This window comes from Frondihabitans sp. OV104 (assembly GCF_057787745.1).
Genome location: NZ_CM173541.1, coordinates 2028934 through 2043472 on the forward strand (window position 1 = coordinate 2028934; position 14539 = coordinate 2043472).

Annotated in this window: 12 protein-coding genes and 1 pseudogene; 9 read left to right on the forward strand and 4 right to left on the reverse strand. The window is 71.2% G+C overall.

Features of this window, described 5'->3' with window-relative positions:
* The first annotated feature begins 4 nt into the window (after nt 1-4).
* The 7 genes and pseudogenes from AC3CBB_RS09575 (at nt 5) to AC3CBB_RS09605 (ending at nt 8403) form a co-directional block, all read left to right on the forward strand.
* Nucleotides 5-850, forward strand: coding sequence for an exodeoxyribonuclease III (locus tag AC3CBB_RS09575; protein WP_488624400.1), 846 nt, complete (start codon nt 5-7; stop codon nt 848-850).
* Nucleotides 851-904: 54 nt separating this feature from the next.
* Nucleotides 905-1912, forward strand: a complete 1008-nt coding sequence (gene trpS / locus AC3CBB_RS09580) for a tryptophan--tRNA ligase (protein ID WP_123507318.1) — start codon at nt 905-907, stop codon at nt 1910-1912.
* Nucleotides 1913-1952: 40 nt separating this feature from the next.
* Nucleotides 1953-2531, forward strand: coding sequence for a GNAT family N-acetyltransferase (locus tag AC3CBB_RS09585; protein WP_488624401.1), 579 nt, complete (start codon nt 1953-1955; stop codon nt 2529-2531).
* Between the two features lie 137 nt (nt 2532-2668).
* Complete coding sequence (gene ribD, locus AC3CBB_RS09590; protein ID WP_488626733.1) at nt 2669-3670, forward strand: bifunctional diaminohydroxyphosphoribosylaminopyrimidine deaminase/5-amino-6-(5-phosphoribosylamino)uracil reductase RibD; 1002 nt, start codon at nt 2669-2671, stop codon at nt 3668-3670.
* 26 nt (nt 3671-3696) lie between these two features.
* A pseudogene (gene ribA, locus AC3CBB_RS09595) lies at nt 3697-4305 on the forward strand (GTP cyclohydrolase II); the annotation flags it as partial.
* A gap of 682 nt (nt 4306-4987) precedes the next feature.
* Entirely contained in the window at nt 4988-6337 is a 1350-nt protein-coding gene (locus AC3CBB_RS09600) for an MFS transporter (RefSeq protein ID WP_488624402.1), read from the forward strand.
* Nucleotides 6338-6480: 143 nt separating this feature from the next.
* Nucleotides 6481-8403 (forward strand): ABC transporter ATP-binding protein, encoded by a 1923-nt coding sequence (locus AC3CBB_RS09605; RefSeq protein ID WP_488624403.1) that lies wholly within the window; start codon nt 6481-6483, stop codon nt 8401-8403.
* 626 nt (nt 8404-9029) lie between these two features.
* On the opposite strand, the gene AC3CBB_RS09610 is transcribed toward AC3CBB_RS09605, so the two are convergent.
* The 3 genes from AC3CBB_RS09610 to AC3CBB_RS09620 form a co-directional block, all read right to left on the reverse strand.
* Nucleotides 9030-9629, reverse strand: coding sequence for an isochorismatase family protein (locus tag AC3CBB_RS09610; protein WP_488624404.1), 600 nt, complete (start codon nt 9627-9629; stop codon nt 9030-9032).
* 204 nt (nt 9630-9833) lie between these two features.
* Nucleotides 9834-11354 carry a D-alanyl-D-alanine carboxypeptidase/D-alanyl-D-alanine-endopeptidase gene (locus tag AC3CBB_RS09615; protein WP_488624405.1) on the reverse strand — a complete coding sequence of 507 codons (1521 nt, stop codon included), beginning with the start codon at nt 11352-11354 and terminating at the stop codon, nt 9834-9836.
* 103 nt (nt 11355-11457) lie between these two features.
* Nucleotides 11458-12384 (reverse strand): ribokinase, encoded by a 927-nt coding sequence (locus AC3CBB_RS09620; RefSeq protein ID WP_488624406.1) that lies wholly within the window; start codon nt 12382-12384, stop codon nt 11458-11460.
* Nucleotides 12385-12510: 126 nt separating this feature from the next.
* On the opposite strand from AC3CBB_RS09620, the gene AC3CBB_RS09625 reads away from it, so the two are divergent.
* Both AC3CBB_RS09625 and AC3CBB_RS09630 read left to right on the forward strand, forming a co-directional pair.
* Nucleotides 12511-12768 carry a hypothetical protein gene (locus tag AC3CBB_RS09625; RefSeq protein ID WP_488624407.1) on the forward strand — a complete coding sequence of 86 codons (258 nt, stop codon included), beginning with the start codon at nt 12511-12513 and terminating at the stop codon, nt 12766-12768.
* Between the two features lie 23 nt (nt 12769-12791).
* Complete coding sequence (locus AC3CBB_RS09630) at nt 12792-13046, forward strand: hypothetical protein (protein WP_488624408.1); 255 nt, start codon at nt 12792-12794, stop codon at nt 13044-13046.
* Nucleotides 13047-13140: 94 nt separating this feature from the next.
* On the opposite strand, the gene AC3CBB_RS09635 is transcribed toward AC3CBB_RS09630, so the two are convergent.
* Complete coding sequence (locus AC3CBB_RS09635) at nt 13141-14499, reverse strand: LCP family protein (RefSeq protein WP_488624409.1); 1359 nt, start codon at nt 14497-14499, stop codon at nt 13141-13143.
* Nucleotides 14500-14539: the final 40 nt, after the last annotated feature.

A 14539-nucleotide genomic window follows, 5' to 3' on the forward strand; every position in this document is an offset into this window, starting at 1 on the left:
ACGCATGGGTACACGTCTCCGCCTGGCCACCGTCAACGTCAACGGCATCCGCGCCGCCTTCCGCAAGGGCATGGGCGAGTGGGTCGACAGCCGCGACGTCGACATCCTGGCCCTGCAGGAGGTCCGCGCCCAGACCGAAGACATCGAGGGCCTGCTCGGTCCCGAGTGGAGCATCCTGCACGACCCCGCGACGGCCAAGGGCCGCGCCGGCGTCGCCCTCGCGAGCCGCAGGAAGGCCGAGATCCACCGCGTCGACCTGGGCGCCGTGAAGTTCGACACCGCCGGCCGGTGGCTCGAGGCCGACTACGACGTCGACGGCACGATCGTCACCGTCGTGAGCACCTACGTTCACTCGGGCGAGGTCGACACCCCCAAGCAAGACGAGAAGTGGAAGTTCCTCGACGCCATGTCGAAGCGCCTCCCCCAGCTCGAGAAGCACAACCCGCTCGCTGTCGTCGTGGGCGACCTCAACGTCGGCCACACTCCCCTCGACATCAAGAACTGGCGGGGCAACGTCAAGCGCGCCGGCTTCCTGCCGCGCGAGCGCGCCTACTTCGACCGCTTCTTCGGCGCCGCGGGCAAGAAGGTCGAGGGCGTCGACGGCACCAGCGGCAAGGGGCTCGGCTGGGTCGACATCGGCCGCGAGCAGGCGGGCGACGTCGACGGTCCGTACACGTGGTGGTCGTGGCGCGGCCAGGCGTTCGACAACGACTCCGGCTGGCGCATCGACTACCAGATGGCCACCCCCGAGCTCGCCGCCAAGGTCACGAGCTACTCCGTCGACCGCGCCGACTCGTACGACAAGCGCTGGTCCGACCACACCCCCGTGGTCGTCGACTACGACGTCTAGCCCCACCGCATCCGGGCACCCTCCTTTCTTCCGCTCCACCAGTTAGGCCACGCAATGACTCCTCCCCGCCTCTTCTCGGGCATGCAGCCCTCCGGCGACTCGCTCCACGCCGGCAACTACATCGGCGCCCTGCAGCAGTGGGTCGCGCTGCAGGACACCCACGACGCCCTGTTCTGCGTCGTCGACATGCACGCGATCACCGTGCCGCAAGATCCGGCCACCCTCCGTGCCACCACGCGCCGCACCGCGGCCCAGTACATCGCCGGGGGCATCGATCCCGCCAAGTCGATCCTGTTCGTGCAGTCCCAGGTGCCGGCCCACGCCGAGCTGGCCTGGGTGCTGAACACGCTGACCGGCTTCGGCGAGGCCAGCCGCATGACGCAGTTCAAAGACAAGGCGGCGAAGCAGGGCGCCGAGTCGGCCTCGGTCGGCCTCTTCACCTACCCGATCCTGATGGCGGCCGACATCCTGCTCTACGGCGCCGAGCTGGTGCCGGTCGGCGACGACCAGAAGCAGCATGTCGAGCTCACCCGCGACCTCGCAAACCGCTTCAACTCGCGGTTCGGCGAGACATTCGTCGTGCCCGAGCCCTACATCCTCAAGGAGACCGCGCGCATCTACGACCTCCAGAACCCCGAGTCGAAAATGAGCAAGTCGGCGGCGACCGACAGCGGCATCGTGTGGATGCTCGACGAGCCGTCCAAGACGAGCAAGAAGATCCGCAGCGCCGTCACCGACACCGAGCGCGAGATCCGCTTCGACCGCGGCGCCAAGGCCGGCGTCTCGAACCTCCTCTCGATCCTGTCGGCCTTCACCGGCACGGCGATCCCGGCCCTCGAGGAGCAGTACGCAGGTCGCGGCTACGGCGATCTCAAGAAAGACGTCGCCGAGGTCGTCGTCGAGACGTTCGCGCCCGTGCGCGAGCGCACGCTCGAGCTCCTCGACGACACCGCCGAGCTCGACCGCGTGCTCTCCGCCAACGCCGACCGGGCGTCCGAGATCGCCGAGAAGACGCTGGCGACCGTCTACGACCGCATCGGCTTCGTCCGGAAGGTGCGCTGACGGCCTCGGCCGCCCTCGCCCCGCGACCATGAAGCCGTTCGTGCTGGAGTCCCCGCGACTCCGCCTCGAGGTGCCCCGCACCGCCGACACGGGCGCCATCTTCGACGCCTGCCAAGACGCGGTCCTGCAGGAGTTCACCACCGTCCCGGTGCCGTACACGTTCCAGGACGCCCAGATGTTCGTCTCGCAGATCGTCGAGCGCGGCTGGACCACCGGGCGCGAGTACACCTGGGGCCTCCGCGAGCCCGGCTCCAGCCTCCTCGTCGGCATGGTCAGCATCCGCCACCAGCACCGCGACATCGGGTTCTGGGCGGCTGCCGGAGTGCGCGGGCGCGGCCTCATGACCGAGGCCGTGCGGCTCGTCGCCGACTGGGCCTTCGCCGACGGCATGCCCGACATCCTGTGGGAGGGCTACGTGGGCAACCGCGGCTCCGCCGGCGTGGCCCGCCGAGCCGGGTTCACCTACGTCGGCGAGGGCCCCGGGCTGCAGCCCGACCGCGACCGGCAGCACCCGGCCTGCTGGAAGGCCCGGCTGGCGGCGGGCGACGACAGGGGCGAGAAGGCGGGCTGGCCCGAGGAGTCGATGCCCGGCGGCGGGCCGGCAGTTCCTGCGCCCTAAGGCTTTGGTAAAGGCTCTGTTACGCCACCTTTCCGGAATACGCCTCGGTGCACGGCGTTGGTTATGGTCGAACCACCGCTCCACTTCTCGAGAGAAAGCCCCCCGTGAGCCCCACCCCCGAACAGATCGTCCAGGCCATGCGCCACGCGCTGACCCTGGCATCGCGCGGACCGGCTCGCGGGTCGCACGCCTCGGTCGGCTGCGTGCTGCTCGACGACGTGGGGCGCACCGTCGCCGAGGGCTGGCACAGAGGCGCCGGGACGCCGCACGCCGAGGTCGACGCCATGTCGAAGCTGCCTGCGGGCGGCGCGCGCGGGCTGACCGCCGTCGTCACTCTGGAGCCCTGCAACCACTGGGGCCGCACCGGCCCGTGCGCCGAGGCGCTGATCGAGGCCGGCATCGGGCGGGTCGTGTTCGCCGTCGAAGACCCGGGAGCGCACTCCGGCGGGGGCAAGGAGCGGCTGCGCGCCGCCGGCATCCCCGTCGACGAGGGGGTGCTCGCCGCGGAGGTCGCCGAGTGGATGCGCCGCTGGCTGATCGCCGCGTCGCTCCAGCGCCCGTTCGTCACGCTCAAATGGGCGTCGAGCCTGGACGGCCGCGCCGCCGCAGCCGACGGCACCAGCCAGTGGATCACCGGCACCGCCGCGCGCCAGCACGTTCACGAGCAGCGGGCCGATCATGACGCGATCCTCGTCGGCACGGGCACCGTGCTCGCCGACGACCCCACTCTCACCGCCCGCGGCGACGGCGGCGAGCTGCTGCCACTGCAGCCCCTGCCGGTCGTCGTCGGCGAGCGCCCCGTCCCGATCGACGCGCGTCTGCGTCAGCACCCGCGCGGCCTGGTCGAGACCGGCACGCGCGACCTCCGAGCGGTGCTCTCCGACCTGTTCGCCCGCGACGTCCGCACCGTCTTCGTCGAGGGCGGCCCCACCGTCGCCGGCGAGCTCATCCGGAACGACCTCGTCGACGACTACCTCGTCTACCTCGCCCCGACGCTGATCGGCGGCCCCCGGCTCGCCCTCGGCGACCTCGGTGTAGACACGATCGACGGCCAGCGTCACCTCTCGGTGACCTCCGTCACCCCCCTCGGCGACGATCTCGCGATCCTCGCCCGCACTCAGAGCGGGAGCTCCCGATGACCGACACCCCAGCCGTGCGCCCGCACGTCACCTTCGAGGTCGAGACGACCGTCCCGACCACCCACGGGACCTTCCGCATGCGCGCCTACCGCGACCTCGACACCGGCGCGGATCACATCGCCATCGTCTCCGGTCAGCCCGGCGACGGCGCTATCGTCCGCGTGCACTCGGAGTGCCTCACCGGCGAGGCGTTCGGCTCGCTCAAGTGCGAGTGCGGACCGCAGCTCGACGCCGCGCTCGACACCATCCACAACCAGGGCGGCGTCGTCATCTACCTGCGCGGCCACGAGGGCCGCGGCATCGGGCTGGTCAACAAGCTCCGCGCCTACAAGCTCCAGGAGGAGGGCCTCGACACGCTCGACGCCAACCTCGCACTCGGCCTCCCCGCCGATGCGAGGGAGTACGTCGCGGCTGCCGAGATCCTGCGCGATCTGGGCTTGGAGTCGGTGCGCCTCCTGTCGAACAACCCCGACAAGCGGGCGCAGCTCACCGCGCACGACATCGAGGTCACCGAGATGGTGCCGCTGGTCGTCGGGGTCGGCGCCTTCAACGAGGCGTACCTCGACACCAAGCGCGACCGCATGGGCCACCAGCTGCCCGGCTCGCTCGATACGGGTTTCGATCCGGTCGGCTGAGCCGCCGTGTGCCGACTGCCTGGGAGTCACCCGCACCACCGGTCGACTCCGGCGCGGTGTCGGCGTAGGGTGTGGCGAGCGATGGCCTGTCTGGCCTCGCGGCGACTGCGGAGTGCCCCTGCCCGTGAAGCTAGCGTTCCGCCGGTCGTAAGGGCCGTACCTCGTCTTGAGAGGTGCGGCCCTTCTTGCGACGCGGCGGTCGTCACGATGCCGGCCTTGCGACGGCTCACGAGCCCGATTCCCTGCCGTGAAAGCCAATCGAGGGCCCGTGAGCCATCTGTGCCGGCCAAAGACTGGCAGACCCCTGCACTCTATGGGCCAGGTGGCTCCGCTTTCTAGGGCTTCACACGGCGAGGATGATGCGGTACTTTTTTCCCAGATCAACGGGCAGTTTACCTAGATTGAATAGGTAGCTTGTCTAGGTTCCAGCGGCGGGGTGCAGTCGGTGCCTCGGCCCCGACCGGGCCGCTCGAATCCTTGCCAGGCGGTTCGCCGTCTCGAGCGTGTCGTAGTAGCCTGTGAACAGGTCGTCACGAGCGGCCGACCACTTCCCCGGTGGCGATGACGCACGGGAGTTCCCGCGCCATCCTGCGCCGTCTCCCCGTCGCACTCGCTGCCAGCCCGCACCGTGCGCGCGCCGGCCCAGGCGTGCCCGTGCAATCCGTTCACGGAGAACACCCCCATGTCAACAACGACCGCCGCCGGCAAGGCGACCAGCCCCGCCCCTGTGAACTCCCGCGCTCGCGTGATCGTCGCCAGCCTCATCGGCACGTCGATCGAGTTCTACGACTTCTACGTCTACGCGACCGCAGCCGTCCTCGTGTTCCCGACGCTGTTCTTCGCGAACACCGACCCGACGGTCGCCCTCCTCGCATCGTTCGCCGTCTTCGGCGTCGCGTTCATCGCGCGCCCCGTCGGCTCGATCGTCTTCGGCCACTTCGGCGACCGCATCGGCCGCAAGAACACGCTCATCGCATCGCTGCTGACGATGGGCATCGCGACGTTCCTCATCGGCCTGATCCCCGCCGGCACCACGCCCGGCTGGAGCATCGTGGCGCCGACGTTCCTCGTGATCCTGCGCTTCGCCCAGGGGTTCGGCCTCGGCGGGGAGTGGTCGGGGGCGGCGCTGCTCGCCACCGAGAACGCCCCGGCGGGCAAGCGCGCCATCTACGGCACCTTCCCGCAGCTCGGCGCGCCGATCGGCTTCATGGTCGCCAACGGCCTGTTCCTGATCCTCAACGTGAGCATGTCGGCCGACGCGTTCGCCACCTGGGGCTGGCGCATCCCGTTCCTCGGCTCGGCGCTGCTGGTGGCCGTCGGCCTCTACGCGCGCTTCAAGCTCGTCGAGACCCCCGCGTTCACGAAGGTCGTCGAGACCGGCAACGTGTCGAAGCTGCCGCTGGGCCGCGTGTTCCGCAGCAGCTGGCGCCAGCTGATCCTCGGCACGTTCATCATGCTGGCGACGTACACGCTCTTCTACCTGATGACCACGTTCACGCTGACCTTCGGCACGGCCGCCAAAGACGCTCCGGTCGCCGGCCTCGGATACTCGCGCGAGAGCTTCCTGCTGATGCTGATCGTCGGAGTCGCGTTCTTCGGCATCTTCACGCTCGTCTCCGGTCCCCTGGCCGAGCGCTTCGGCCGACGTCGTCTACTGCTCGCCGTCACCGCCGGGATCTTCGTCTTCGGCTTCCTGTTCTCGCCGCTGTTCTCGGCGGGCTTCGCCGGAGCACAGGGCCTGCTGGTGATCGGCTTCATCCTGATGGGGCTGACCTTCGGCCCGATGGGCGCCGTGCTGCCGGAGCTCTTCCCGGCGAACGTCCGCTACACCGGCTCGGCCATCAGCTACAACGTGGCGAGCATCCTCGGCGCGGCTGTCGCCCCGTTCATCGCCGTCGCGCTGTGGAAGGCGGCCGGAGGCAGCACCTGGCTCGTCGGCGTCTACCTGTCGGCGATGGCCCTGATCACGCTCGGCGCGCTGTTCCTGAGTCGCGAGACGCGCGACGTCGACTACTCCGACAACCTCAACTAGGCGATCCACCCCGAAGCCCCCGGCCCCGTCCTCCACGGGTGCCGGGGGTTTCGCCGTGGGCTTCTCCACAGGCGCCGGGGGTTTCGCCGCGCGCGGCGGCACGCGACTAAAATCGGGCGCAGGATCACCGCCCGAAGGACACAATGAGCTCCGACACCGCCGCACCTCCCACCACCGACGCTCCTCTCCCCGCATCCCCGGGCAAGGCGCGGGGCCGCTCCCGCAAGCCGAGGCCTCCGCGCCTCGACCGCAACGGCCGCCCGATCCCCGAGGGGCCGCGCGCGAAGTTCAGCCAGCTACTGCCCTTCCTGTTCGAGCACAAGCCGATGCTCGCCGTCATCATCGGGCTCAGCGTGCTCGGCGCCGCGGCCTCGCTCGCCCAGCCGCTGCTGGTGCAGCAGGTCATCGGCTTCGTCCAGTCGAACAAGCCGCTCGGCACCCTGGTCGTCGCGCTGGTCGCGCTCGTCGTCATCTCCGGCCTGGTGAACGGGTTCCAGCACTACCTGCTCCAGCGCACCGGCGAGGCCGTCGTGCTCTCGAGCCGTCGCCGACTGGTCGCACGCATGCTCAACCTCCCCATCAGCGAGTTCGACGCCCGCCGCACCGGCGACCTCGTGTCGCGCGTCGGATCCGACACGACCCTCCTCCGCGCCGTCTTGACGCAGGGCCTCGTCGACGCCATCGGCGGCTCGCTGACCTTCATCGGCGCCATCGTCGGCATGGCGATCATCGACCCGGTCCTCCTCGGCCTGACCGTGCTGATCGTCGCGGTCTCGGTCGTCGTCGTCGTGACTCTGTCGCGCCGCATCCGCGTCGCGAGCCAGCGCGCCCAGCGCAAGGTCGGCGACCTGACCGCCGCCGTCGAACGCGCCATCTCGTCCATCCGGACGGTCCGGGCCTCCGGCGCGACCGACCGCGAGATCGCCGCCATCGACGTCGACGCTCAGGGCGCCTACGACCGCGGGCTCGAGGTCGCCAGCGCCTCCGCCGTCGTCGTGCCGATCGCCAGCATCGCCATGCAGGTGTCCTTCCTCGTCGTGCTCGGCGTGGGCGGCTACCGCGTGGCCTCCGGCGCCGACACGGTCGCCGACCTGGTCTCGTTCATCCTGTTCCTGTTCCTGATGATCATGCCGCTCGGCCAGGCCTTCGGAGCCGTGACCAGCGTCAACTCGGCGCTGGGAGCCCTCGGCCGCATCCAGGAGATCATCGATCTGCCCGGCGAGACGAGCGCCGATTCCGCCGGCGCGAGCGCCGCGGCCGCACCGGTCGCTGCCGCCGCGCACTCGCTGTCGTTCGACGGCGTCGAGTTCACGTACCCGGCCGCACCGCCCGCCGACGACGAGCTCCTCTCTCCCACGGCGCCCCGCCCGTCGGCCGCGCACGACCTGACCGTCCTCCACGGCGTGAGCTTCCACGCCGAGCAGGGCACGCGGACCGCCCTCGTCGGCCCCTCCGGAGCTGGCAAGTCGACCGTCCTGGCGCTCATCGAGCGCTTCTACGATCCGACCGCCGGCGTCATCCGCCTCGGCGGAGAAGACATCCGGGCGCTCGACCGCGAGTCGCTCCGCGCCCAGATCGGCTACGTCGAGCAGGACGCCCCGGTCCTGGCCGGAACGATCCGCGACAACCTCGTGCTCGGCGCCCCCGACGCGACCGACGCGGACTGCCTGCGGGTGCTCGAAGCGGTGAATCTCACGAACGTGGTCGAGCGCGGTGATGCAGGTCTGGAGACCCAGGTCGGCGAAGACGGAGTGATGCTCTCGGGCGGCGAGAAGCAGCGACTGGCGATCGCGCGGACGCTCCTGGCCGCGCCGCCGATCCTGCTGCTCGACGAGTCGACGTCGTCGCTCGACGGCATCAACGAGCAGCGGCTGCGCGAGGCGATCGACGCCGTCGCGGTCGACCGCACGCTGATCATCATCGCCCACCGCCTGTCGACCGTCGTCGACTCCGACCAGATCGTCGTGCTCGACGGCGGGCGCGTCGTCGGCGTGGGCACGCACTCGGAGCTCGTCGTCTCGACGCCGCTCTACCGCGACCTCGCGAAGCACCAGCTGCTGGTCTAGCGGCCCCCGGAGGCGGGCGGTCGGCGCCGGCGCCGGCCAGCGCGCGAGATGGCCGCGCGCGTCGCCCACCCGGCGCGCCGCCGACGCGGCGCGCCACCTCACGAAATGGCCGCGCGCGTCACCCACCCGGCGCGCCAACGACGCGGCGCGCCACCTCACGAGATGGCCGCGCGCGTCTCCCGCCGGACGCCGACACGACGACGACGGCCAGCTCGCGGAACGGCACCACGCCCGACGCGGCGCGCCACCCCACGAGATGGCCATGCGCGTCACCCACCGGGCGCGCCACCGACGCGGCGAGCCACCTCACGAGATGGCCATGCGCGTCGCCCGCCGGACGCCGACACGACAACGACGGCCACCTCGCGGAACGGCACCACGCCCGACGCGGCGAGCCGCCCCACGAGATGGCCGCGCGCGTCACCCACCCGGCGCGCCAACGACGCGGCGCGCCACCTCACGAGATCGCCGCGCGCGTCGCCCACCGGACGCCGAAGCGACGACGACGGCCACCTCGCGGAACGGCACCACGCCCTACGCGGCGGGCCGCCCCCACGAGATGGCCGTGCGCGTCGCCCACAGGACGCCGAAACGACGACGACGGCCACGTCCCGGCGGCCCGGCGGCTACACGACGGCGACGCCCGCGGCGCGCAGCTCGGCGAGCGCGGCGGCGCTGCTCCGCGGCGCGACACCCGCGACGAGGGCGGAGAGCACGCGCACGCGACGTCCAGCGGCGACCGCGTCGAGGGCCGTCGCGCGCACGCAGTAGTCGGTGGCCAGCCCGGCGACGTCGACCTCGGTCACGCCGAGCCGATCGAGCACGTGGATCGCCGTCTCAGGAGCGCCGTCCCTGACGCCGCGCGCCCCGTCGACCCCGGCGACGACCCCCTCGAAGAGCGAGTAGGCGGGCTCGCCCATGCCCTTGACGATGTGGACGTCGACGGCCGAAGCGTCGAAGGCGTCGTGGTAGGCGGCGCCGGGAGTTCCTGCGACGCAGTGGACGGGCCAGGTCTCGACGAAGTCGGGCTCCGCGTCGGTCGCGAAGTGGCCGCCGTTGTCGCCCGAGGCGTCGTGCCAGTCGCGCGAGGCGATGACGACGGCATAGTCCGACGAGTGCAGGAGCGCCGTCACTCCCGCCGCGACCGCCGCTCCGCCCTCCACGCCCAGGGCTCCGCCCTCGGTGAAGTCGTTCTGCACATCGACGACGAGAAGGGCGCGGCTCATGTCAGCAGTCTGCCGCAGCGCGCAGCGCGCAGCGCGCGGGCGCGCGAGCGCGCGAGCCGCAAGCCGCAAGCCGCGTGAGGAGTCGCTGCTTGTCGACGAGGCCGCCCCGGGCAGCAACCAGCAACTCCTCACCGCCCTTGGGGCGGGGGGAGGAGGGAGGGGGAGGGGAGAGAGAGAAAGAGAGGCGGGCAGCGTGCGCAGGAACTAGTCGTCGCTCAGATTCGCACCGCACGAGTAGACCGCCGTGGCGAGGGTGTCGAGGGCCTCGCGCGCCGTGCCGCTCACATTGCCGATCGCGTAGAACGCGAAGGTGAGCTGGGTCCCGTCTTTCGCGTCGACGGTTCCGGCAAGGGTGTAGGCGCTGTCGATCCAGCCGGTCTTGGCGTGGATGGCGCCGCGTGCGATGGCGTTGGCGCCGGTGAAGCGGGTGGAGAGGGTGCCGGACTGACCGGAGACCGGGAGCGAGTCGTAGAGGAGCTTGAGCGACCCCTCGCCTGCGAGGACCTTGCGCATCAGCGACGCCTCGAGGGCGCTGGGCACGCCGTTGTTGGCGCTCTCACCCGAGCCGTCGACGATCTTGATGGTGGAGGCGTCGAGGCCGTAGGTGCCTTTGAGGGCCTTCTGGTAGACGGCGGTGAGTGATGCCGCGGAGCCGTCGGAGCCTGATACCTTCGACGACACCCGGGCCATCATCTCGGCGAGCGTGTTGTCGCTGTTCGGGATCATCTGGCCGATGAGGGTCGATACCGGCTGCGACTTGACCTCGGCGAGCACGTCGGTGCTCTTGGCGGTTCCGCGGGTGAGAGCGGCCGTCGAGGCACCCGAGACCTCGGCGGCGACGAGCGCCGTGCGGAACGCCTCGCCGGCACGGCCGACGGGGTCGCTCGAGCGTGGGCTGACCGACAGGGTCGGGTTGGCGCGGTCGCCGTCGACCATCAGCGAGACGACGCGGGGCTGGTAGCCGATGGTGAGCTCGCTCGCCGGCCAGCTGGGGTCGTACGCGTCGGCGTCGTTCCAGTAGCTGTCGTCGAGCACGATGTCCGTGATCTTCTTGGTGCCGAGCTTCGCCTTCACCTCGGCGGCGAGGGTGCTCAGCTTCGGGGCGCCCGGGTAGATGCTCTCGGAGCCCGCCGGAGTGGCGCTCAGGGTCGCATCGCCGCCGCCGACGAGGGCGATGCCCGTGCCGGTGGTCGAGCCGACGACCTTGGTCGTGAAGCGGTAGTCGGCGCCGAGGTCGGCGAGCGCGACGGCCGTGGTGAGGGTCTTCATGACGCTTCCGGTGCGCGCGGGGGTCGACCCGCTGCGGTCGAAGAGCGTGGCGCCGGACTTGGCATCGAGCACGGTGCCCTCGAAGGTGCCGAGCCGGGCGTCGGACGCCGCGCCGGCGACGGTGCAGGTGCGGAGCGGAACGGCCGAGGGCACGGGCGAGGGGGCAGAACGCGCTGTGGTCTTCGGCGTCGCCTTCGACGTGGCCTTCGACGTCGCCTTCGGAGTGGACGCGGCCGAGGAGGACGGCGCCGCGGACGCCGAGCGAGCGACGGCGGGAGCGCTGGTCGCGGGAGCGGAGGTGGGCGCCGTGGCGGCACCTGCCGCGAGCGCGCCGCCGCCGAAGATCACGAGAGCGAGGGCTCCGCCGGTGATGGCGGTACCCCGCGGGTGGGTGCGGAAGAAGGCGCCGGCCCGGGAGAGCAGGCCGGCCCGGGTGGCCTCGTCGTCGGAAGTCATCGCGACCATCCTACGAAAGACGGGCGAGAAAGCGAACGGCGGCGATCACCCCCGTCCGGGCAGGCGTCAGCCCGCGGCGGGGCCGAGCCCGCCCGGGCAGGCGTCAGCCTGCGGCGGGGCCGGCCCCGAGATCGGACTCTCGCGGGTACGACGACTGGGCGCCGATGCCGCGAACGGCGAAGCTGCCGGCGAGGGCTCCGACGCGGACGGCCCCTTCGAGGTCGCTGCCCGCGGCGAGGCTGGAGACGAGGGCACCCGAGAAGGCGTCGCCCGCGCCGGTGGTGTCGACGACGTGCTCGACCCGGTTCGCCTCGACGTGGCCGTGCTCGCCGCGATTCGCCCAGACCGCGCCGAGCGACCCGAGCGTGATGACGGCGGAGAGAGCCCGCTCGGTGAGCGAGTCGACGGCGACGAGGGCCTCGTCGACGCTGGCGATCGAGAGCCCCGTCATCTCGGCGGCCTCGGTCTCGTTGACGATCACGGGGTCGGCGAGCGCGACGACGTCGGCGTCGATCTCGAGGTACGGCGCGAGGTTGAGCACGACGCGGGCGCCGGCGACGGCAGCCGCGCGCGCGGAGGCCTCGAGCACGTCACGCGGCAGCTCGCCCTGCATGGACAGGAGAGCGTCGTCCGAGGCCAGCCTGACGACCGCGGCGGCGGCGCGCTCGGCCGTCACCGTGCCGTTGGCACCCGAGACCACGGTGATCGAGTTCTCGCCGGTGTCGTCGATCGAGATCAGGGCGAGTCCGGTGGGCTGCCCGTCGACGATCCGCACGTCGTCGACCGACACCCCGTCTGAGTCCAGGGAACGCAGGATCCGGGCCCCGTCGTCGTCCCGACCGACCGCGCCCACGAAGTGCACGTCTCCCCCGAGTCGCGCCGCCGCGACGGCCTGGTTCGCGCCTTTGCCGCCCGGCTGCTTGGTCAGGCCGGTGGCCATGACGGTCTCGCCCGGCTGGGGTGCGCGGACGGTGCGCACCAGGTAGTCCTGATTCGCGGAGCCGACGACGATGACGCGCTTGGTGTTCACTCCGTAAGCCTTTCACACCTGGTGCGCACCTCCAGGCTCGATCGGGCCGTTCTACCCGCCGGCGTGCTGAAATAGGTCAACGCTCCGGCTCTGACGAACGCCGCTCTGCTCGCCGTAGGAGGCAGCATGCCCAGCACCGAGATCACGTGGGAGATCGACTTCGAGCTCGTCGTGCTCGATGGACTCGACGACACCGTGTCGTGCGAGTGGGAGGGCTGCTCGCACGAGGCCCTCTGGACCTGGACGCACGGCTGCGGCGAGGTCTGGCTCTACTGCCACCGCCACCGCGACGTGTTCGACGACAAGAACGCCGGGCCGGCCGAGCAGATCTGCAACGCGTGCGGGGTCAGCGTGCCGAAGCCCGCGCCCTGGGAGCGCCTGTAGCGCAGGGGCTACCGTCTACGCGCATGAGCACAGACGACGACAAGCCCACGCTTCCCTCCCCCTCCTCGGTCACCTCTCCGGCTCCCTCCTCGGCTCCGGACGGCGACGTCACCGAGCCGCTCGGCGGCGCCACCTCCGGCGAGGACGGCTACGTCGCCGTCAACGGCAGCGGCATCTCGGGCGAGCGGCATGTTCCCACCGCCGACGAGGAGATCGGACGCGGGTCCGGCTACGACCCCCAAGGCGAGCGGTACCCGTCCGAGGAGCACGGCGACTGACGCCACGTCGTCCGCTAGCCAGATCGGGCGAAACCCAGGCGTCAGCTGCCGATTCGCCCGATTCCACTAGTCGAGGAGACGCGCCGGCCCCGCGTCAGTAGGCCTTCTTCGCCGTGCACGTCTCCTGCGCCGCGCTCTGGCCGGTGGCCGTACCCGGGAGCACAGCGGCGGTCTTGCTGGGCGCGGGCGCCTTGGACGCGCTCGACGACTTCGGTGTGGACGGCGCGGCAGGAGCCGAGGTCGCCGATGACGACGCCGACGGAGTCGCCAGCTGCGCCGACTGGCCGAGGCTGCCCGGCGCGAGCGTGATCGCCTGGTTGCTGACGAGCGCGGCCTTCAGGGCGGTGACGCCGGCCGGGTCGGGGATGAGGCGGTTGGCGTCGGCGGGATCGTCGACGCTCGGGTACTGGAAGAAGACGATGTTGTCGAGGCCGATCGACTTCACGGCGACGCCGATCTTGACGAGCGTCGGAGCCGTGAGGCTCGACGACTTCTGCACGCTCTTCAGGGCCGTCGACGAGAGGTTGTACAGTTGCACGGGGTTGCTCAGGACTCCCCCGTTGACGATCTTGCGCATGAGCGCCGACATGAAGACCTGCTGATTGCTGATGCGCGCGGTGTCGCCGCCGAAGCCGACGCCCTCGCGGGTCCGCAGAAACGCCCCGGCCTCCTTGCCCTTGAACACGTGCGGCCCCGCCGTGGGGATGTTCAGCGGCGGGTCGGTGTTCGGGTCGACGAGGGGCGTGGCCAGGCACACGGTGACCCCGCCGACGGCCGTCGTCATCTTCACGACGCCGTCGAACTTGACCATGGCGGCGTAGTCGATCTGCACGCCGGTGAGGCTCGCGACCGTCGTCGCCACGCACTGGAGGCCCATCTTCACGCCGCCGCGTCCGAGCGACGTGTTGAGCATCCCGAGCGACGAGGCGGGCGTCGTGCCGCCGGAGTCGTTCTTGCAGGCCGGCAGCGGCACCTCGAGGTCACGGGGCAGGCTGATGACGGCCATGCTGGTGTGGTCTTCGTTGATGTGGATCAGGAGGTTGGTGTCGTTGTTTCCGACGCCGGAACTCGCAGCCTGGTTCGCGGCATCATCGAATCCGGCGCCCTGACCCGTCCGGGTGTCGGACGCCACCACGAGCATGTTGACCTCGCCCGAGTAGGCCGTGATCTGCTCGGTCTTGTGCTGCGCCTTGCCCGACGGACCGATGGCGGTGAACGGAACCGACGGCTGGGCCTCGTGCACGACCGACCACGCGGCGATGCCGGCGACCGAGACAGTGCTGACGAGGGCGACGGCAGCGACGATGCCGACGGCCTTGAGCGCGACGATGGCCGGGCGGCTGCGGCGGAGACGTCCGTGCCGCGCGACGGTCGGCGCAGGCTGGCTCGAGGCCGCGGGCTCTCTCTCCTGCGCGGATCGGCGACCCCGTCGGGGCTGGTCGTCGTTCGTCATCGGGCTCCCTGGTGCTCGGCGGCCGGGTGTGCCGCGTCCT